Origin of the sequence: Microcoleus sp. M2_D5, from assembly GCF_036701935.1 — a bacterium.
In the GTDB taxonomy this organism is placed as follows: Bacteria; Cyanobacteriota; Cyanobacteriia; order Cyanobacteriales; family Microcoleaceae; genus Microcoleus.
Genome location: NZ_JAUBRP010000058.1, coordinates 1 through 21,170, shown reverse-complemented (window position 1 = coordinate 21,170; position 21,170 = coordinate 1). Strand labels below are relative to the sequence as shown.

18 protein-coding genes are annotated in these 21,170 nt (G+C 47.5%); 9 read left to right on the top strand and 9 right to left on the bottom strand.

The genetic code is table 11. The features are described 5' to 3' along the window. Window positions 1-203: 203 nt before the first annotated feature. The 3 genes from QUA50_RS21430 (at window position 204) to QUA50_RS21420 (ending at window position 2,758) form a co-directional block, all read left to right on the top strand. Window positions 204-935, top strand: coding sequence for a PP2C family serine/threonine-protein phosphatase (locus QUA50_RS21430; protein WP_333064224.1), 732 nt, complete (start codon window positions 204-206; stop codon window positions 933-935). 90 nt (window positions 936-1,025) lie between these two features. Further along, window positions 1,026-2,228 carry an anhydro-N-acetylmuramic acid kinase gene (locus QUA50_RS21425; RefSeq protein ID WP_333266602.1) on the top strand — a complete coding sequence of 401 codons (1,203 nt, stop codon included), beginning with the start codon at window positions 1,026-1,028 and terminating at the stop codon, window positions 2,226-2,228. A gap of 80 nt (window positions 2,229-2,308) precedes the next feature. Next, the gene (locus QUA50_RS21420) at window positions 2,309-2,758 is read left to right on the top strand and encodes a hypothetical protein (RefSeq protein WP_333056052.1); all 450 of its coding nucleotides are present in this window, start codon (window positions 2,309-2,311) and stop codon (window positions 2,756-2,758) included. A 435-nt stretch (window positions 2,759-3,193) separates the two neighbouring features. On the opposite strand, the gene QUA50_RS21415 is transcribed toward QUA50_RS21420, so the two are convergent. The 8 genes from QUA50_RS21415 to grpE all read right to left on the bottom strand — a co-directional run bounded on the left by QUA50_RS21415 (window position 3,194) and on the right by grpE (window position 12,101). Then, entirely contained in the window at window positions 3,194-3,391 is a 198-nt protein-coding gene (locus QUA50_RS21415) for an NblA/ycf18 family protein (protein ID WP_006635253.1), read from the bottom strand. 597 nt (window positions 3,392-3,988) lie between these two features. Then, entirely contained in the window at window positions 3,989-4,717 is a 729-nt protein-coding gene (locus QUA50_RS21410) for a biopolymer transporter ExbD (protein ID WP_333266604.1), read from the bottom strand. A 15-nt stretch (window positions 4,718-4,732) separates the two neighbouring features. Then, a complete protein-coding gene (locus tag QUA50_RS21405; protein WP_333266606.1) occupies window positions 4,733-5,518 on the bottom strand; it encodes a MotA/TolQ/ExbB proton channel family protein in 786 nt (261 codons plus the stop codon). A 240-nt stretch (window positions 5,519-5,758) separates the two neighbouring features. Continuing rightward, on the bottom strand, window positions 5,759-7,009 hold the full coding sequence (gene rsgA / locus QUA50_RS21400; RefSeq protein WP_333266608.1) for a ribosome small subunit-dependent GTPase A: 1,251 nt from the start codon (window positions 7,007-7,009) through the stop codon (window positions 5,759-5,761). Beyond that, window positions 7,006-7,296 (bottom strand): sulfurtransferase TusA family protein, encoded by a 291-nt coding sequence (locus QUA50_RS21395; protein ID WP_332981528.1) that lies wholly within the window; start codon window positions 7,294-7,296, stop codon window positions 7,006-7,008. Before QUA50_RS21395 ends, rsgA begins: the two co-directional genes overlap by 4 nt. 332 nt (window positions 7,297-7,628) lie before the next feature. Further along, entirely contained in the window at window positions 7,629-8,759 is a 1,131-nt protein-coding gene (dnaJ, locus tag QUA50_RS21390; RefSeq protein WP_333056045.1) for a molecular chaperone DnaJ, read from the bottom strand. 132 nt (window positions 8,760-8,891) lie between these two features. Then, window positions 8,892-11,009, bottom strand: coding sequence for a molecular chaperone DnaK (gene dnaK, locus QUA50_RS21385; RefSeq protein ID WP_333266611.1), 2,118 nt, complete (start codon window positions 11,007-11,009; stop codon window positions 8,892-8,894). Window positions 11,010-11,306: 297 nt separating this feature from the next. After that, the gene (grpE, locus tag QUA50_RS21380; protein WP_333266613.1) at window positions 11,307-12,101 is read right to left on the bottom strand and encodes a nucleotide exchange factor GrpE; all 795 of its coding nucleotides are present in this window, start codon (window positions 12,099-12,101) and stop codon (window positions 11,307-11,309) included. Window positions 12,102-13,543: 1,442 nt separating this feature from the next. Here grpE and QUA50_RS21375 point away from each other — a divergent pair. The 4 genes from QUA50_RS21375 to QUA50_RS21360 all read left to right on the top strand — a co-directional run bounded on the left by QUA50_RS21375 (window position 13,544) and on the right by QUA50_RS21360 (window position 19,460). After that, on the top strand, window positions 13,544-15,550 hold the full coding sequence (locus QUA50_RS21375; RefSeq protein WP_333266615.1) for a GspE/PulE family protein: 2,007 nt from the start codon (window positions 13,544-13,546) through the stop codon (window positions 15,548-15,550). A 75-nt stretch (window positions 15,551-15,625) separates the two neighbouring features. After that, entirely contained in the window at window positions 15,626-16,723 is a 1,098-nt protein-coding gene (locus QUA50_RS21370; protein ID WP_333266617.1) for a type IV pilus twitching motility protein PilT, read from the top strand. A 94-nt stretch (window positions 16,724-16,817) separates the two neighbouring features. After that, window positions 16,818-17,945, top strand: a complete 1,128-nt coding sequence (locus QUA50_RS21365; RefSeq protein WP_333266619.1) for a type II secretion system F family protein — start codon at window positions 16,818-16,820, stop codon at window positions 17,943-17,945. A gap of 600 nt (window positions 17,946-18,545) precedes the next feature. Beyond that, entirely contained in the window at window positions 18,546-19,460 is a 915-nt protein-coding gene (locus QUA50_RS21360; RefSeq protein WP_333266621.1) for a transposase family protein, read from the top strand. Between the two features lie 415 nt (window positions 19,461-19,875). On the opposite strand, the gene QUA50_RS21355 is transcribed toward QUA50_RS21360, so the two are convergent. Then, window positions 19,876-20,061 (bottom strand): hypothetical protein, encoded by a 186-nt coding sequence (locus tag QUA50_RS21355; protein WP_333266623.1) that lies wholly within the window; start codon window positions 20,059-20,061, stop codon window positions 19,876-19,878. 190 nt (window positions 20,062-20,251) lie between these two features. Here QUA50_RS21355 and QUA50_RS21350 point away from each other — a divergent pair, with 190 nt between their 5' ends. Further along, the gene (locus tag QUA50_RS21350) at window positions 20,252-20,497 is read left to right on the top strand and encodes a hypothetical protein (protein WP_333266625.1); all 246 of its coding nucleotides are present in this window, start codon (window positions 20,252-20,254) and stop codon (window positions 20,495-20,497) included. 267 nt (window positions 20,498-20,764) lie between these two features. Then, a complete protein-coding gene (locus QUA50_RS21345; protein WP_333266627.1) occupies window positions 20,765-21,097 on the top strand; it encodes a glycosyltransferase in 333 nt (110 codons plus the stop codon). Window positions 21,098-21,170: the final 73 nt, after the last annotated feature.

Genomic DNA, 21,170 nt, shown 5'->3' with positions numbered 1-21,170 from the left:
TTTACTGGATTTACTTACCGAAATTTTAAGATGGGATTACCATCATACGATCTACAATATAAGGTCAAGGTAGTGCAATTTTTCCAAAACTCGCGATCGCGGGCTGCAAAATTTCAAGTTTGTTCGGGATTTAAGTTTTGGAATAAAAAATCGCACCCCATTAAATCAAGCTTTCAAGTTCGATGAGTCCAATCACCCAATCTATGAAACGCTCTTTCGCAGGCAAGACAGACACAGGGCTAGTTCGTTCCGTAAATCAGGATTCGTACTACATAGACTCTGACGGGCGATTTTTCATAGTGGCCGATGGAATGGGAGGACACGCCGGAGGTCAAGAAGCCAGCCGGATTGCGACTCAGGCGATTCAATCTTATTTGCTCGAACATTGGGAAGGGCCAGAGGATTCTCCGCTGTTGTTGGAAAAGGCTTTTTTAATTGCCAATCAAGCAATTTTGACGGATCAGCTCGACCACCCGGAGCGTGCTGATATGGGAACTACGGCTGTGGTTCTCATGTTTAGGGATGAGGGCAGACCCTGGTGCGCTAATATCGGGGACTCTCGCTTGTACCGACTGCACGGCTCTCGCTTGGAACAGATTACTGAAGACCAGACTTGGGTGGCTCAGGCTGTGAAAAGAAAGGCCCTAACTCCTGACCAGGCTCGCACTCATCCTTGGCGTCACGTTTTGTCGCAGTGTTTGGGCCGCGATGATTTGCGGGAGATAGATATTTTGCCGGTGGACGTGCAGCCTGGGGATCGCTTGCTGCTCTGCAGCGATGGCTTGACTGAAGAACTTTCCGATCCTTTGATAGCTTCGCCTTTGAAGTCGATTCGCGCCTGCGAGGGCGCTGCAAATGCTTTAATTCAAGCAGCTAAGGATAAAGGGGGACGCGATAATATTACTGTGGTGATCGTGACGATCGACCTCAAATAATATTCATCGCCCGATCGCACCCGACCATCTAAAATCGAAAAATCGAAAAATTGAACAATCTAAAATCTAAAATCTAAAATCTAAAATAGAATGACCCGCGTTATCGGTTTGATCAGCGGCACGTCGGTGGATGGCATTGATGCTGCTTTGGTGGATGTCGTCGGTTCCCACACAGACTTGAAAGTGGAATTAGTGGCCGGCAAGACTTTCCCTTATCCTGCTAATTTGCGATCGCAAATTCTCTCAGTTTGCAGCGGCTCAGCTTTGTCAATGGCTGAACTAGCAGAATTAGATGATGCCATAGCCCAAGAATTTGCCACGGCAGCCTTGACAATTCAAGCAGAATATGATAATGCAGAATTAATCGGCTCTCACGGTCAAACCGTCTACCACCGACCTGCTGGGCAAGCCCAGAAAGACAGCGCCGGTGCGTTAATGGGCTACAGCTTGCAACTGGGGCGGGGCGCGGTAATTGCCCAATTGACAGGCATTACAACTGTGAGCAACTTTCGATCGGCAGACATTGCTGCCGGGGGTCAAGGAGCACCCTTAGTGCCAATAGTTGATGCCTGCCTGCTGGCGGACCCCAACCTCAGCCTCTGCATCCAAAATTTGGGTGGAATTGGCAATGTTACCTATCTTCCGGCCAGGGGAAAAGGGGGAAACCATGACGAGTCTGAGATTTTCAGTCTTGGGGAGGGCATATCGGGCTGGGATACAGGCCCGGCGAATTCGCTGTTAGATTTGGCAGTACAGCACTTCTCAGGTGGCACTAAGACGATCGACGAAGGTGGAGCTTGGGCGGCATCGGGAACTCCCTGTCAAGCTTTAGTCGAGGATTGGCTCGCATCAGAGTTCTTCCGCCAAGCACCGCCGAAATCAACGGGGCGAGAGTTATTTGGTGTAGACTATTTTGACAGGTGTTTGGTCGGGGCCCAAGGTTACAACCTCAGTCCTGCTGACGTGCTGGCTACTCTGACAGAACTGACTGTTGCCTCGATCGTTCACAGTTACCAAACTTTTTTACCGGCTATGCCCGATCGAGTCTTACTATGCGGGGGCGGCAGCCACAATCTCTACTTAAAACGCCGATTGCAATCTCAATTGCATCCAGTGCAAGTGTTGACTACTTCTGAGGCAGGCTTGAATGTAGATTTTAAAGAGGCGATCGCTTTCGCGGTTTTAGCCGCATGGCGGGTTCGGGGCATTCCCGGCAATCTGCCTCAAGTTACTGGTGCCCGGACATCGGTACTTTTAGGAGAAATTAACTCTTGTTGGCACAGTTGGGCGTGATAGCATAGAGTCTGAGGGACAACGGCTGTGCGTTGTTGCACCAGCATTGTAGCCAGCAGGAAAAGCATAGGAACAGCACTGTGGCTCACACGTTTTTAATGGAATCTGGCCAATGGACGCTCGAAGGAAGCTGGATTGAGCGCAATGGCGTACCAATTACGGTTAAAGGCAAAACTTTAGTGAGCTGGAACCGAACAGATTGGTTCAGTATGGTGACAAAGCTCGTATTTCCTGGAGGCGATCGCGAAGAGATTATTTTGCAGTACCGAGGACACCTCAACAGCGATGAACGGCAGTATACTTTTGTACTCCAACACAGCGAACTCGCCCGCGTCGAGGGCGAAGGTTGGATTGCTCCCCAGTCGATCGTCCAGCGTTATTGGGTATTGGGAGACGAACGCCAGCGGCGGACGGGTTTTGATACCCTTCACCGGGTTGATGAGAACCGCTACTACCAATCTAGCGGCATTATGTCTGGTCATTACTTGACAAGTACAATGGAGGCGACTCTGGAACGTCAGCCGGAATAACTCTTTCTAAAGTCCACAGTTGCCAGTTCTAGGCATTGTGATGTGAAAACTGAAGGTTTTGCTAGTCGGAGGTCGCGCTCAGATGTCCGACTAGCGCCATTGTTGTCAAACCTCATCCGCTGCAAATAAACACAAATATATTGAATTTGTTAAAAATTTTAAGTGGTTAAAAAATTAACACTTTTTATTAATAGTTGTCCAATTTTCGAGTTGAGACGCGATAAATTATCTTTGTACTCTCCAGTGGTGTCGATCGACAAACTGCTGACCTCGACTTCCACATTCAGTGAAATCCACAAAGGAATTGTCAAATTTTCCTCACGTCTGTACAGATGCCTTCTAGTTTCTGCCTTCGAGTGACGCCCCATCACCCCCAACTCCTTTCCGCCTGATGGAAGTGAGTAAGAGACGGAGGTCGCCGACTGCGACTCTTTGCTACTCAACACCTGGGTTAGGTTCTAAACCCCAGTGGTGTTTCAGAAAATGGCGGTACATGGTTTCCCGCAGCATCATTTGCTCGTAAAGCTTGACCAAAAACTCCTGAGCTTGTTCGCGGCTCATGTCACTTACCTGTGTTTTGAAGGAACACAGGCTAAATTGCTGTTCCAAAGACAATTCTGCTGGTTGGCTCATGACTTTGACTCCTCTGTAAGTAAAGGTGACTTAAAACTGAACACCTGGATTAACCAGATTTGTAAGTTGTTTCAGCGATCGACCGTTGGTTTCGGGATGCCCGATTTCCCATCTGGCTTTAGTCTATATTACAAAAGGTAACAATAATTTGACAAAATTACCATCTGTCCTAAGAAATAACTTACTTAGGGATAGAGATGGCGAGATGTCTGCAAAAGTTCCTTCCGCAGGCATATACAAGTGTATCTACTTGTCAAGAGAAAAAAGGCTCAGTACGAACCAAAATAATTGAAGCCTTTTATACCAAATCCGGCGGAGATTCTCTCCGCGAGGGGGAGAGCCCAAGAGGGGGAGAGGGGGAGATGAGGAGATGGGGAAAGGGGGAGATTGACAGATGAGGAGATGAGGAGAGGGGGAGATGAGGAGAGCCCAAGAGCGGGAGAGCGGGAGATGAGGAGATTGGGAAAATTTCTATTTCTCTGTTCTCCCTTCTCCCTTCTTCCTTCTTCCTTCTCCCTTCTTCCGACGGACATCGGACTGACATCCGTTACATCCGTTACATCCGTTACATCCGTTGCCGAACCTTCTTCCTTCTGACTAATTCGAGGGCCCGCCATCCTGCGGTGGAGTGCCGATTCCGGGTCGGAAATTGGGAGCAGCGGGTGCAGGCGAAACAGGAGGAATACCCTGATTTGTTCCAGAGTTGCTAGGCTGCCCAGGAGCCGGGAGAGGGGATTGAAACTGATTCGGATTGAACTGCTGCTGCCCCGGAGCCGGGAGAGGAGATTGAAACTGATTCGGATTGAACTGCTGCTGCCCCGGAGGCACAGGAGACGGCAGGGGTTGACCGGAATTGCCGATCGCAGGTGCCGCAGGAATGCCAGAATTGGGAAGCGAGGGATTGGGCAATGGGGAGGAAGCCGAACTAGGAAGAGTTGCCAGGGCAACTCTATCGCCCCCTACCTCTCTCAATTTGTCTAAAACCTCCACAACTTTGGCATATCTAGCATTTTGAGGAGCGTACAGCACCATCAACCCCGTAGGATTTTGGCTTTGGAAACTCTTTAAAACTCGATCGAGCTGTTGGTAATTAACAGGCAATTGGTCGATATAAGTTTGCCCGAAATCGTCAATGCTGACAATCAGCATCTCTCGCATCTGCGTTTGTCCAGTCTTCGCTTTAGGCAAATCCACATTAATGGCTTGCTGCCGAGTCAATTGCAAAGCCGCCAGGAGAAAAAACGTCAGAATGCAAAATATCACGTCAATTAAAGGCACCAGTTCAATCCGAGCCTCTTCAGCAGGAGTATCCAGATTAATCTTCATTAGTTTTCAGGAGTTTTAATTATTAGAAGGAGAATCTTCTGCCGGATCGGAACCTTTCAATTTCGGCTCCCGATTCCGTTCTCCCAGTTCTTGAGAATTGAGAGAACGCCTGTTCAAACCATCTGCACCAAAAGAAGAATTGCTGTATTCTGCACCGGGTGCTCGACCCTTAGCATTAGCAGCCGGCCAGTATTGCCTGTAAAGCAATTCCAGTTCATTTCCAGCTTTGCGAAATATTTTTGCCTGGTTGAACAAAAAAGCTTGAAATATCCGATAAAAAACCAAGGTAAAAATTGCTACTACCATCCCAGTAGCAGTCGTGATCAGCGATTCGCCAATGCCCGATGTCACGCCACTCGTGGCCGCCGTGCCGATGTCGCCCAGACGGATGGAACTGAGCGAGTTAATCAAGCCCAAAACAGTTCCCAGCAAGCCCAGCAAAGGCGCCAGAGCGATCGTAGCTTCTAAGATTTTGTCGCCGCGGCGCATCGAAGCCAACTCTTCATCGGCGGCAGCTTCGAGTGCGAGTCGAAATAAATCTGGTTCGGGATTGTAGAGCCGCAGAGGTGCAGAAAGAAATCGCCCGATCGGCTGTCGGTTAGCTTGTCTGGCCATCTCGTTAGCCGCCCCCCAATCGCTGCGAGCGGCTTCCAGAATGCGGTTAACTATCTGCTTTTCTTTGCTCAGGAGGCTCGCCCAAAACCACAAGCGCTCGATAATTGTACTCAAAGATAAAATCGATAACACCAACAGGGGCCACATGGTGGGGCCGCCTTTTTGAAACAGTTCTTGAATATTCACAATATTTTTGCTCCTGCAGTACCCGCTAACTTTTGCTTCTGTTCTACTTTTTTTAACAAATCTAAGGCCATTTAATTTTAGCTATTAATGTACTCAGGACTTACCCACTCGCGAGTAAAGAACGCTGATTTTGCGAAGGAACCTTGGGGTGCAACTAAGTATTTTCGTTGAGGAAACCCGGTTTGTGGGTAAGTCTTGGTACTGTTTTCTAGTGCCTGCGGGCGATGGGCCGCGACTTCCTCACAATTCCTCTAAGTCTTGACACATATCTTGGAGTGACTGGTGTTGAAGGCGGCGGGAAGAGCGGCGATATTTTTTAGTTTGCAGTTTCGGTTCGTAATGCTGCGTACCATCCGACTTGGTTTGCTGCTTCAAACTCGATTCGGCGCTGCTGGAGTTTTGCAGAGCTTGTTCGCGGACGATCGCCTCTTCGAGAAACTGCAAGTAATACTCATAGCGCTCCCAACCCCCCCGCACCACGCAGTTAGGCTCGTCTCGGTGCGAACAGTCGCTAAACTGGCAGCTACCCAAAGCCAGCCTCTGGCGCGCTTCTGGGAAATATTCCGCTAACTCGGACGGATCGCATTCGAGAGCCGGCTGATTAAAGCCCGGAGTATCGGCCAAAAGTCCGCCGCCGGGGAGTTCAAATAGTTCGACGTGGCGAGTCGTGTGGCGCCCGCGGCCGAGTTTGCCGGAAACAGCGTTCACTCGCAGGTTCAGGGCCGGGATCAGTTGGTTGATCAAGCTGGACTTGCCAACCCCAGAAGGGCCACAAATTACCGTTATTTTTCCTTGCAGGTGCTGCAGAAGGAAGTTCGGCAACGGGCTATGTACGGGCTTTAACGGATGTAACGGATTGACCGAATTTGGCAATTGGGGGTTATCCTCAGAACTCAGCAGAGATAGTTCTATTTTCTCCACTAAGTCATGGAAAGCTGGTTCCAATGCAGAAATTTCATTTTTATCATTATCGGGGGCTTCCTGAACTCCTACACCGCTGCGGACGCTAATAAACATTGGTTCGTAGCCCCAGCCTGAAAGCCGATCGCGCCACTGTTCCAACTCCTGGGGCGTCACTAAATCGCATTTGTTCAGGCACAAACTCACCTCTAAACCTGTTGATTCTGCCTTGACTAAAAACCGAGTTAATGATGCGGGGTCTAAGTCGGGTTCGGCGAGGGCAAAAACCAGGAGAATGCGATCGGCATTAGCTACAGGCGGGCGGTTGAGTTCTGTTTGGCGGGGGAAGACTTCAGAAATTGCACCCCGGCGGTCAGTCCAGTCCGGTTCGTCTACCACCACGCGATCGCCCACCATCACCTGTTGGCCAATTTTTTTCAGTCGAGTGCGGCGAGTGCACAGGAGAGTGGGAGAATCTGCGAGGGGAGCATTTTTCCCGTCAATCGAGACTGGGGGATCTAACCTCACTTGGTAGAAGTTAGCCTGAACAGCAATTACAGTACCGACGATCGAGGGCGAATTCAGGCTCATCCTGCTTCCTGGTGTTCTGGGCGCTGGACTTTCATTGCAAAAAAACCCGAATCCGGCTCATCCGCGACAAATTGGGTTTCGAGAATCTGGTAGCCTTCCATTTTGAGACTATCAGGTACTTGTTCGATCGGCTCCCCAGCATCCAGCCACACTTCCAAAACAGCACCCGGTGCCATTTGCTCCAAGCGCAATTTAGTGCGGACAAAATTCAGAGGACATGGAGTACCCCGCAGATCGATTTTGGCATCTGGGGATTTGGGATTTTCAATTTTCGATGTTGAATTCATAATGTTTTTGGCAATCTCAAATCCTGAAAGCCTTTGTTTTTTAAACAAGTTGTTTGGAAACTGGAGAATCTAAAATTTTGTGTCCAATTGGACACAGATTATTATTCTTTCTCGAAATTTTGTGTCCAATTGGACACAGATTATTATTTTTTCTGGAAAAAGTGAGCGCAATTGCGCTCACTTTTTTGAGCGCTGCTGAAACCGAATGCCCAGGAACCGTCCCACCTGCCATTTTTGTGGGCAATTGCCACAAATTTTTGACGGCTGTTGAAACAAATTGCCGGGGAATCCTCAAACAGGAAAATTTGACACCAATTGGTGTCAAAAATTGCTTATTTCTGAAACAAATTACCCAGAAACCCTTCCAAACCGCCTTTACCGGTACGATCGCCCTTCAGCTTAGCAAGCTGCATCAGCAATTCCCGTTCCTCAGCCGTCACCTTAGTCGGAATGTCAATCGACACCGTAATCAAATGATCGCCGCGACTGACTGGATTTCCCAACCGAGGCACCCCTTTTTTCTCCAAAGTCAAAACAGTATTTGCTTGAGTTCCGCTAGGAATCAACAATTCCGTCGGCCCGTCTACGGTTTCCACTTCCAACCGGCACCCTAAAATTGCTTGCAAATAACTAATCTTAACTTCCGAGCTAACGTTAGTCCCGTCGCGCTTAAATAGCGGGTCTTCATTCACCGCCAAGAACACGTAAAGATCCCCGGGCGGCCCGCCCAGTTTGCCGGCATCCCCTTCATTGGAAACCCGCAAGCGAGTACCGTTGTCAACCCCAGCCGGAATTGTGATTTTCAGCTTTTTCATCACTTCTTTCTGGCCCCGGCCGCCGCAAGTTTCGCACTTATCCTCAATCACTTGCCCGGTGCCGTTGCAAGTGGGGCAAACTGAAACTTGAGTAAAGCTGCCGAAAGGAGTGCGGGTAGCGCGTCGGACTTGACCGCTGCCGGTACAAGTCGAGCAGGTTTGTGGTCTGGTTCCCGGTTTGGCGCCCGTCCCGGTACAAGTTTCGCAGGTTTCTAGATGCTTGATGCGGAGTTCTTTTTCCCCACCAAACACTGCTTCTCGAAAATCCAGCCGCAAATCGAGGCGCAAATCGTCTCCGCGCACCGGCCCGCTGCGCCTGCGACCTTGCTGTTGTGGCCCACCGACGCCTCCCTGAAAGCCCTGAAAGAAGCTTTCAAAAATATCGGCAAAGCTGTCACCAAAGTCTTGGAACCCCGGCGCGCCTGCACCGCTGACGCCTGCTTCGCCGAAACGGTCGAAACGGGCGCGGGTTTCTGGTTCTGATAGTACCTCGTAGGCGCGGTTAATTTCTTTAAACCGCTCCTCGGCACCGGATTCTTTGTTGACATCTGGATGGTACTTGCGAGCTAGGCGGCGGTAAGCACGCTTAATTTCTTCTTTGTCTGCGCTGCGAGAAACGCCTAATATTTCATAGTAATCACCGGCCATAGAGCTGCTTGCCTGGAGGTAAATAACAAAAAGTGTACGAAAAAGAAACGGGCTACCTTTCCTGAAATTACAGATTAAAAATCAAAAATTCTCATTGTTAATTTTTAACTTTTAATTTTTAGCTTTTCTGTTTTAAAGGAAAGGATTCATATCATCAACTTCTGGTTCGGGAACCTTCTGTTTTTGTTTTGACTGTGGACTTGGCTGTGGACTTGGCTGTGGATTTGACTGTCGTTTTGACTGTCGCTCCGGCTTTGGTTCCGGCTTTGGTTCCGGCTTTGGTTCCGGCTTTGGTTCCGGCGGAGCTTGGGGCGCCACCAGCAGCTCTTCTTTCAGCAAAATGCTGTCGTCGTCGGCTTTAACCTCTTCTGGTTCTGATGATTCTACTTCTGACATCATCTCGCTTTCAACAACAGATCCTGACGGGGCTACCCCGCTGCGGGCTTGGTCGTAGACTGCTGTCCCCAGCGAGTATAGCAGTTGCTTGAAAGATTCGATTGCGGGGGTGAGTTCCTCGACTGTGATGTCGGGGTTAGTCATCGCTGCCCGCAAGGCTGCTGCGGCTGTTTCCGCTTCTGCCTTGAGGTCGTCACTCAGCAGTTGCGCGTTGGTTTTTAAAGTTACACCACAATTATAGACGAGGGAGTCAGCTTGATTTTTGAGTTCGACGAGTAGAGCGCGCTTGATGTCCTCGTCGGCGTAAAGTTCGGCTTCTTGCCGCATCCGCTCGACTTCGGTTTCGCTCAATCCCCCTGTATTGGAAATTTGGATGCTTTGTTCTTTTCCGGTTCCCTTGTCTTCAGCGGAAACTTTGAGAATCCCGTTGGCATCGATTTCAAAGGTAACTTCGATTTGAGGTACGCCGCGGGGGGCTGGGGGAATGCCTTTGAGCAGGAATTTGCCGAGACTTTTATTGTCTTTAACCAATGCCCGCTCGCCTTGGAGTACGTGAATTTCTACCGAGGTTTGCCCGTCTGTCGCCGTGCTGTACATTTGCGATCGGCTCGTGGGAATAGTTGTATTGCGCTCGATTACTTTGGTAAACACCCCGCCCAAGGTTTCGAGTCCCAGGGAGAGCGGCGTCACGTCGAGCAGCAGCAAGTCTTTGACTTCACCGCCCAAAACCCCGGCTTGAATTGCCGCGCCTACGGCTACAGCTTCGTCGGGATTGACGGATTTATCGGGAGAAACGCCCCCAAAATACTTGCTGATTGCCTTTTGAACTGCCGGAATCCGGGTTGAGCCTCCCACTAAAATAATTCTGTCTATGTCTTTGGGGGTCAAACTTGCGTCTTTGAGGGCTTGAGTCACCGGATCGATCGTCGCTTGCACCAAATGAGCCACCAGTTTTTCAAACTGAGCTTTGGAGAGTTCCATTTCCAAATGCTTCGGCCCTTTCTCGTCAGAAGAGATGAAGGGCAAATTGATTGAGGTGGATTCGCGGTTGGAGAGTTCGATTTTTGCTTTTTCCGCAGCTTCTCGGAGGCGCTGCAAGGCCATTTTGTCTTGTGATAGGTCACTGCCTTCTTGAGTGCGGAAAGCTTCTACCAGCCACTGGACTATGCAGTCGTCAAAGTCATCTCCTCCGAGATGGTTGTTGCCGGAGGTGGCGTTGACTTCAAAAATTCCGTCTCCCAGTTGCAGGATCGAAACGTCGAAAGTACCGCCGCCCAGGTCAAAGACCAAGATTTTCTGTTCTATATTTTGCTTGTCGAGCCCGTAGGAAAGGGCTGCTGCCGTCGGTTCGTTGACGATCCGCAGGACTTCTAGGCCTGCGATCGTACCGGCATCTTTTGTAGCTTGCCGCTGGGCGTCTGTGAAGTAGGCTGGCACTGTAATCACGGCTTGTGTAACCGTTTGTCCCAAATAAGCTTCAGCATCTTGCTTGAGCTTTTGGAGTACCATTGCCGAGATTTCTTGGGGAGTGTGAACCTTGTTCCGAATTTGGACGTTAACGGTATCGTCTTTGCCTTTTATGCAGGTATAGGGAGTCCGCGCTCGTTCTTCTTCCGTGTCGTCCCACCGCCGTCCGATAAATCGTTTGATACTGTAGACAGTATTTACAGCATTAGTTACAGCTTGCCGCTTGGCCAATTGACCTACTAAGCGATCGCCCGCTTTGCCAAATCCTACTATACTCGGAGTTGTGCGACCGCCCTCGGAATTGGCGATCACGACGGGTTTACCGCCCTCTAACACAGCTACGCAACTGTTAGTTGTGCCTAAGTCAATTCCAATAATTTTTCCCATAGCGCCTCATAAAACTTTGTGGGATGTTTGGAAACCTCCAACTACAGGTTGGGGGAGGAAAAACGACTCAGCTTGTTCAAACAAGCATCACCCGACCAGATTTGTAGGAAATAAACTTGATGTCAATCAAGCAATATCAAAGACGGGTAAAAACATTTTTCAGAATTTTTGGAGAAAGCGCTGACCTGCTTTTAGTCATCTTTAATAATTAAGAAGTTGGTGAGTCTGCCACCTCGGAACCCCCGAATTCTATTCGGGGGTCAATGACTTTGAGGAATGCAGTAGCTTGTATCCCGATTAACCTTCCGAACTATCGGGATTTTCATCTGAGGCTACCACAGATAGCCCAGCCGCTGCAACTTTCACTTTGGCGTGCCGCAAGACGCGATCGCCCAGAATGTAGCCGCGTTCTAGTTCTTGGATAATTGTTCCTTCCTCGTGTTCGTCAGTTGGCTCGCTCAGCAGAGCTTCGTGGAGGTTGGGGTCAAACTGTTCGCCTTCGGGGCGCATCGGAGAAACCCCGATTTGCTTGAGGCTATCTACCATTTGCTTGTAAACGCTTTGGTAGCTTTTGTGAATGTTCATTTCGCCGTCGGTTTGCGGCTTGATGTGCGATCGAGCGCGCTCGAAATTGTCAATTACCGGCAACAGGGGTTTGATCGTGAGACACCTTGCCTGTAAATCTAGTTCTTCTTTTTCCTTTTGGGTGCGCCTGCGGAAGTTCTCAAAATCTGCTGCTAGGCGGAGATTTTGATTTTTCAGTTCTTCTAGTTGAGCGGATGTGGCTTGCAACTGAGTTTTTAAAGCCTCTTTTTCATCGTTTGCCTGAGCCAGTTCCTTCTTCCAAGGCTCCGCCGCGTCTGCAGTCGGGCTGTTGGTGGAACTGCCGGTGATGGTATCCCCGGATGCGTTTGCTGGCGGGCGATCGCCTTGAGAACTTTGATAAGCTCGAGCAAGTTCGAGTTCCCAATCCGCCGATTCGTTCGAGTTTCCTGATGCCGCCGGATTTTCGCTTGCCCTTGGCGAACCCTCTGGGGTGGTTTCCCCTGTTGAGTTAGGATCTTGATCTTGCTGTTTTTCCTCGTCAATCATAAAAGCTGCGCGACAGAACCCTATCAATTCTAGCAGATACAGTTAACCCGGTAAATCTAGAGGACTCGAATTTACTGTGTATGGCACAATGTGAAAAGAGGAAGTCTCGCCAGACCTGGAGACATTGCTCAAAGCTTTCCCTCAAATATTCACAACCCCCTTTATATATTTACGTATAATATAGCCCCAATAGGGCAAACTCAACATTTGTTGGTTCCTCATTTTTAATTAACGCCTCGCATTTACAACAATTTTTATAAGTATCTTCGGCTGTTAAGTATAATACAACTATTTCCACTTTTGCTGCTTGATGTTTCAAGGTTGACTTAAAAGGATAGTGACTTAAAGTTATCATTTGTCACGCTGTTTTATTATGAAGCTGACGCTGGCTTTTTTTTACCATTTGCTGAGTTTTGCAAGTAGAGAAAAAAACGAATTTGTATGGAGTGACTAAGTAGTTAGCTGTGGGGTTGTGTAACTCTGATAGTAAGTTCTTAATCTCGAACCGAATTTGGGCTGTGGTTTTTATGATTCGAGACAGCCGAAGTAGCTTGAAGTCTGGCATTTTTGCCAGCAAAACGAGAGAGATTAGTTGGGAGCATCTCATAGTTGTAAAAACACTTCTTCTGGCTCCTTCCTTCTGACTCTTTCCTCCGGCCTCGCAGCAAGAGAGCCTCGCAGCAAGAGAGCCTCAAAAATCGAATTTATAGCTGGGCTGCTTTCATTGAGATGCTCCCGATTAGTTGGTCTGGCTGAGGCGATCATCTGTAAATACGATTGATATCTAATTTGGCTCTTCCCAAGATTTTTGAACCGTCAACCTTACGTCACAAAGGTTCGGACACCAGGGTAGAATCAAAGTAATATTTAGTGACCCGAAACTAGAGTTGCTCAAGATTTGCCCTGGGGCTCATGCAGCCGACGATCGGGCAGTGACCGATGGCAGATAATTAATCAAAATATATTTCAAAAGGGCGATCGAGGCTTTCGTAAAAGCTATCATCACAGAACATAGCTCATATTTAATTTAGTAAAGCTAACCGCGCCACCACGGGCGCTGTAATTTGAGCAAACAATTTGGGAAAATAGAATTAGTCGGGGAGGGGGACACACCCCGCCCCGCTTTTCTCTCCCGGTACGGGGAACCCCCAAGTGATGTGCCCTGACGCTATAACGAGAGTATCCCGCAAGTTAATCAGGTAAATAAGCAACTTAGCACTCAACGAACAAGATTTGATTGCAAGCACCCGCAAATCCCTCCCAGGTATCGTCAATTTGTGGACGAAGCTTAGAGGGGACTGCGAGCTTAAACTTGAGAGATAGGGATTGAGCCAGAGAATGATAGCCGATCCATAAGCAAAGAATACGGGGGTTAAAACCCCACGTTGGTTTTCCTCTCAGCACTTTTTGTGACTGAGTTTCCCACCTATTGAGTGTTTTTTATGACTAGCACATCCCCGCTTCGCTCCACATCCATAGTTTCTGTGAGTCAATTTACTCCGGCTATCACCAAGATGATTCAGTCGGGTTACGTCAACGGCGAGCAAGTAAAACAAGCTCTAGTTGATAGCCGGAACTCCGGCAAGCGGTTGACGGAGGTATTAGAAGCACTTACTGGGCAACCGTTGCCTCCAGAATTGCTGCGACTTTACAAGAAGCAGCAGATGTTTGAACGGAAGATAGTCTACGGCGTTGAAGCATTTGACCCGGAGATGAGCGAAATGTCTAACGAGCAACTCGGAGTTATGCTCGATGCGTTGAAGATTTCGATCGACATTTGTCACCAAGGTCGGTTTTTACCCGTAGCGAAGACTGAAACTGAGCCTGCGGCGGTTTTAGTGGCAATGGTAGATCCCGACAACCTCAACGCCATAGAAGATTTGCGGCGGATTTTACAGCCTCACGGCTTGGCTTTGCAGCGGCGGGTGATTACGCCAGACGACTACCAGGACATTACTTCTGCTTATCAAGACGAACAAGTTAAGAGGGAAGCTAAAAAAGCTGAAATCGAAAAGCAGAGAAAGATGGATTTAGGGGAGGGAGATTTTGGCGAGCTCTCGCTAGAAGAGGAGAGCACCGACCAAGAAGACCTCGCTAACACCTTGGATGATGCTGAGGCGGCTCCCGTAATTAAGGCCGTCAATATCATTTTGGCGAAAGCTTTGTCGGAAAAGGTGTCTGACATCCACGTAGAACCTCAAGAAGAGTTCATGCGGATTCGGATGCGGAAAGACGGGGTGCTGCAAGAGTATTTCCGGTTTCCCAAGCAGGTAGTCCAATCGATTACCGCTCGCTTCAAGATTATTGCCAACCTGGATATTGCCGAACGCCGACAAGCTCAAGACGGGCGCATCCGCCGGGTGTTTGAGGGACGCACGGTGGATTTCCGGGTCAACAGCTTGCCTTCCCGGTACGGCGAAAAAATCGTGCTGCGGATTTTGGACAGTTCCAGCACTCAGTTGGGCTTGGGTTTGTTAATCTCGGACCAGGAAACTCTGGCTTTAGTCCGAGAGACGGCTAGTCGGCCGTTCGGACTGATTTTGGTGACGGGGCCGACAGGTTCGGGCAAGTCAACTTCTCTTTACTCGATTTTGGCGGAACGCAACGATCCGGGGATTAATATCAGTACGGCGGAAGACCCGATCGAATATGCTTTGCCGGGGATTACCCAATGTCAAGTAATTCGGGAAAAAGACTTGACTTTTTCCAACATCCTGCGGGCGTTTTTGCGGCAAGACCCTGACGTGCTGCTGGTGGGGGAAACGCGGGATAAGGAAACGGCAAAAACGGCTCTGGAAGCTGCTTTGACAGGACACTTGGTACTGACGACGCTGCACACGAACGACGCGGCCGGGGCGATTGCCCGTTTGGACGAAATGGGCGTAGAACCCTTCATGGTTTCGGCTGCTCTGTTAGGGGTGTTGGCTCAGCGTCTGATGCGGCGCGTTTGCGACAAATGCTGCATTCCTTACCAGCCTACTGCAGCAGAACTCGGCAAGTACGGTCTATCGGCTTCTCAAGAAATTGATCTAACTGTTTACAAAGCCAACACTGTACCGGTGGAGGAAAGGAAGGAACTGGCAGAAAGCGACCAACTTTGTCGGAAGTGCGGCGGCCTAGGCTACAAAGGACGGGTAGGGGTTTACGAATTCTTGAAAAATACTGAGCGGCTTCAAACTCTAATCACTCAAGGAGCTCCCACAGAGCAAATTAAGGAAGCAGCAGTAGAAGAAGGGATGAAAACGTTGTTGGCTTACAGCTTGCAGTTGGTGCGGGAAGGCGCGACTACTTTTGAAGAAGTCGAGCGCGTGACGTTTACAGATTCGGGTCTGGAGGCTGAACTGAAGGCAAAACGCAAGCAGGGACTTACCTGCAAAACTTGTCAGGCGGAATTGAAGCCGGAGATGTTGGATTGTCCGTACTGCTTGACGCCGCGATTTTTGGATTGATTCAGCAGTTAACTGTTGACTGTTAACTGAGCTAGATTGGTCAATAACTATCAATTCGATCGAGGAGAGGTATCTATGGGTCTGATGATTGAAGACGTACTGGAGTCCCTGGTAGAGCAAGGGGGTTCGGACATACACATCCAAGCGGGCGCGCCTATATTCTTCCGAGTCAGCGGGAAACTAACTCCTCAGACTCAATACGGTGACATTCTGTCTGCGGAGGAAGTGCAGATCCTGATTTTCCAAATGCTCAACAATATGCAGCGCAAGCAGTTGGAAATGGAGTGGGAACTCGACTGCGCTTACGGCGTTCGGGGATTGGCTCGGTTTCGCGTCAATGTCTACCGGGAGCGGGGTGCTTGGGCTGCTTGTATGCGGGCTCTGGCTTCTAAGATTCCTAATGCAGATGCTTTAGGCGTGCCGCAGGTTTTGCGGGATATGACGGAAAGACCCAGGGGTATGCTGTTGGTGACGGGACAAACGGGTTCCGGGAAAACTACTACGATGGCGGCTTTGTTGGATCTGGTCAACCGGACGCGGGCGGAACACATTCTAACAGTTGAAGATCCGATCGAATATGTGTTTCCTAATATCAAGAGTTTGTTCCACCAGCGCCAAAAGGGCGAAGATACTAAGAGCTTTGCTAATGCGCTCAAAGCTGCGTTGCGCGAAGATCCTGATGTAATTCTGGTGGGGGAAATGCGGGACTTGGAAACGATCGGTCTGGCAATTTCGGCTGCCGAAACGGGTCACATGGTTATGGGAACGCTCCACACTAATTCGGCGGGTGCAACGATCGATCGGATTTTGGACGTGTTCCCGCCCATTCAACAACCGCAGGTTCGCGCCCAGGTGTCTAACTCTTTGGTGGGAATTTGCAGCCAAAATTTGGTTGTGAAAATTGGGGGCGGCCGCTGCTGCGCTATGGAAATCATGGTCAATACTCCAGCTATGGCTAACTTGATCCGGGAGGGCAAAACTCCCATGATTTACTCCCAAATTCAAATGGGGGCGAAATTGGGCATGAGGACGATGGAAATGGCCCTCGCTGAACTTTACAAGAGCGGTAAAGTCACTTGGGAAGCGGCAATGAGCAAGGCTTCTAAGGCTGACGAACTCGAACGCTTGATCGGCCCGGCACCTGTTGGTGGCGCCCCGGTAAAAGCTCATTAATTCTATCAGCAGTCATTAGTCAGGAGTTAGCAGGCTGAATTAATGACTGATGACTGATGAGTCATAACTTTTAATAAATTTTCAGAGGTGAGCTGTGGCTACCAACGTTATCCGCGAAAAACCGAAAGGTGGCTTTGATTTCAGTAAGATTCAAGAGCAAATTGAGTATAACCTTACCAGCCTTACTGTTAAGGATATGGCTATTTTTGCTCGTCAGTTTGCGGCTATGTTTAATGCAGGGGTGGCGATCGTTAGATGCCTTTCCGTGCTGCACGAGCAGTGTTCTAATGCTAAACTGAAGCGAGCGCTCAGGAGTATGAATGCTGACGTGCAGGAGGGGATAAACTTGGCAGAGGCGATGGCTAAGTTTCCTGATGTTTTTGACCAACTGTTTATCAGTATGGTGGCGGCGGGAGAAGTCGGGGGGGTGCTAGATGAAACCCTAGACCGTCTGGCTGTGATGATGGAAAAAAATCACAAGACGGAATCCGAAATTAATTCGGCTATGTCTTATCCGAAGACGGTGCTTTCTATCGCGATCGTGATTTTTTTCGCAATGACCATATTTTTGCTACCAACTTTCGCTAAAATCTTTAAGGATATTGGTGCAGATTTGCCGACTTTTACGCTGATGATGTTGGCAATTAGTGACTTTTGTGTGGCTTGGCCTCCCATCAAACAGGTGACAGTTATTGGGGTGATTATAGCGCTGAAAATTGCCTTCGATATGTACTACAAAACTCCGATAGGTCGCCTACAAATTGATAGGATTGCGATGAAGTTGCCTATTTTTGGAGATTTGATAGAAAAATCTGCTGTGGCTCGGTTTTGCGTGATATTTGGGTCGCTGACGCGATCGGGCGTGCCGATTCTCAATTCTTTGGAAATTGTGCGAGATGTGGCGGGGAATCAGGCGATATCTAATGCGATCGAATATGCGAGACAGGAAATTCAAAGCGGTGGCATGATCAGTATTGCTTTGCAAGAACAAGCTGTTTTTCCGTCTTTGGCTATCCAAATGATGGCAATTGGCGAAGAGACAGGGGAACTTGACAAGATGCTGATGAAAGTTGGCGCTTTCTACGAAACGGAAGTGGAAGAAGCAGTAAAAGGACTTACCAGTATGCTAGAACCTTTGATGATTGTGGTCGTCGGTGGTATCGTAGGTTCGATTTTGCTGTCAATGTATCTGCCGATGTTCGCAGTGTTCCAGAAGCTGTAAAAAAGAGCTAATTAGTTATTAGTTAGTAGCAATTAACGCATGACCAGTGACTATTTAAATCGTCTCCAGGCTCTGCCTGGGCAGACTTTTGGAGGAGGCACATCCTCTATTAAAAGGAGAAAAAAATTTGGAGGCTCTGCCTCCAAATCTTCATTACCAGGGTCTTCCAATTGGTGACAAATTACGAAAATGTCACAAAAGTTAAGTAGGATAGGCAGACAGATTTAACTGCAGCCTAATCCTGGCTTTAGGCTCCAGGGTAAACGCATCTTAATTGGAACCCAAAATATGCTAAAGTTAAATCCGAATAAATTTAAATGTAGTTATGGTAGTTGATGGATGCTATGAATGGCACAATGTTTTACTCAAACTTTAATTCACCAACCAAAACAAACAGATTCATTGCCTGTGGTGAATATATTAAATGGCAGGTTTTTAGAAAATTTTGCTAATTTGAACGACCCCAGAATAGAAAGAATGAAAAAAGTTACTCAGAGATATTACAGGGTAATCGCATTTTGATTAAGGTATAATAGACATCTCCAAAATAGTAACATTATGTGGTAAAAGAACATAAGAGACCTTTTTTTACACAGAAAGATGAGCGACATCCTGAATCATATTGAAGAAAATCATAAAGAAACACAGCGATTAATTGGTCTGGCCTATGAAGAGTTACAACAATTGCTCCAAAATGCCGAACGATTACATCATGAAAAACAAGCTTTACTAGAAGCAAAGAAAGTGAGAATTATTGCTGGTGGAGGAGGTCGAAAACCGAAACTATCTCTTCCCGAACAAATAATTTTAACCTTGGTCTATCTGAGGCATATGACAACATTTCAACTTCTGGGCATCCAGTTTGGAGTAAGTGAATCTACAGCCAATGATACATTTAATTATTGGTTGCCAATACTGAGAGAATTGCTCCCATCCAGTTTAATTGAACAAGTAAAAAAAAACGAATCTGACTTGATGGTAGTTAAAGAAATACTCACAGAGTATGAGTTAATTGTAGACAGCTATGAACAAGTCAGAGAAAGACCTGGAGATAATGAGGAACAAGAAAAATATTTTTCAGGCAAGAAGAGTAATCATACCTTTAAAAATCAAATGATTGTTATGCCTGATGGTAAAGATATCGTTGATGTTGTGGCAGGAGAACCTGGTCCAAAAAGCGATATAACAATATTTAGGGAATATCGCTCCGAGTTTGACCCACAACAAAGATTTAAGGGAGATAAAGCTTACGTTGGAGAAGATTTAATAACAACTCCCATTAAAAAACCCAGAAACCGAGAATTAACAACTGAACAAAAAGAACAAAACAAAGCGTTTTCTGCTCGCCGAATTTTTGTGGAACATCGAATTAGAACGGTCAAGATATTTCGAGTTGCCCAAGAAAGATTTAGATTAAACCCCCAAAAATATGAGCAAGTAATTTTAACGATTTGTGGAATAGTAAGGTTGCGAATTGGAGCCTTAATATTACCATTAGGAAAAGCGGGGAAATGAGCGAATTAAAATTAACACAGCTTACTCAATATTTTGGCATAGTTATCAACAATAAATATCTCAAAGTCTGGTTTCATCGTACACACTAGCTAATTTACGATGATTACATTTACGTCCTAGAACTTAACTATACAGAGGCTTTGAGTGTTTTCGGAGATGTCTAATGGTGAGGGAAATTTTTAAAACATTTGACAGCATCATTCAAGCGCAGCTCGTAAACTAAGGAAGGAAAATTGAGTGTGATGCTTATAGCCAGCTAAGCACGCTCGCTGGGGTTCCACCTAGTTGATTTATTTCCATCACGTGCTCTGGCATAGGGCGTGTTTTAAAACTATAACCACAACAGAATGGAGGCGATCGCGATCGTGGCTGTATAATTGGCAGGCAGCTTCTCATATCGAATAGCGCTCCGACTCTATTGCTTGAGTCGCTTAATAGCACGTTGAACAATGTTCCGTCGGCGGTAGATTTCACCGCAGCCTTTTTCCATGTGCCTCAGTGAGAGATACCTGCCGGGAGTCCATTCCCAGTTTAACTGCTTGTCGATCGCCGATCTAGTCTCCACCGCAGCCGGGCCTCTGGCTCCTGCATTTTCTGTCATTTGTCAAGTACAATTTATACCAACTTAGGATCGCGAATTAAATAACTTACAATTTTAATTGTTATTGTGGGATGGGCTCTTATAGCCCGTCATGAGTGGACGGGCGGGACGCCCATCCCACTTTCAAGAGTGGAAGTTATTTAATTCTCATTCCTTAGATGCGATTACCCAGCACTAATAACCAATAAATATGGTTCACTTTAACGTTGCCTTTCAACACTTTAACTCCTTCACCGACATTACCCTATCCCTGGCGAAAACTTTACACCAAATGGGAATTCCTATTTCGGTCGAACCTTCAACAATAGCCTCTCATCTCAGCCGCAATTCGACAGCAGAAGAAAACCACCTGCTAGCGAAGTGGATGAACACCATACCCTCAGATTTATTTCAGATAAAATGGTCTCATTATTGGAAACCTTATTTTTTAAAATAACTCAACGGACATCTCAACTTAGAACTTTTTGCTATCAATTACGAATTTGCCAAAAACCATGATGATGATGATTACTGGATTTACGATGCTGTTAACACTTCATCCCACAAACTAGCCGTCAGCCAATATTCTAAAAACGTTTTAATAAAAGCTGGATGTCCGGCGGCTAATGTATCAGTAATGCCTCTAGGTTTCAATCCTTTAATCTCGCAGCTCTATTTTCCCAGGCAGCAAAAAAACCAAAAAGATGTAAAGTATATTCTGCACATGACCAATTCTTTTGATTTCTATAGATTTGGCAAGGATCTGGCAATTCAAGCTTTTTGGGAAGAGTTTAAAGATGATTGTAACGTTGAGTTAATAATCAAAGATGGCGGCAATAATCCAGATGTTATAGTGGAATATCTCGCCAATATCGAAAAGCAGCTCGGCAAGTTCAAGGCAAAAATTATGATAATCCGTAAATTTTATAATAAAGCAGAACTAGCTGATTTATACTTGTCAGCCGATGCTTTTTTAGCACCCTTTCGGGGCGAGGGTTTTGCGATTAAAATTTTGGATGCCTTTGCAGCAGGTTTGCCGATTGCTATGACTATGTAGGGTTTGCTGAATAATCGATCGCCCGCAAAGAACAAGTGCGATCGATATCCTCTAGCTCCATTTAAGATGAGTT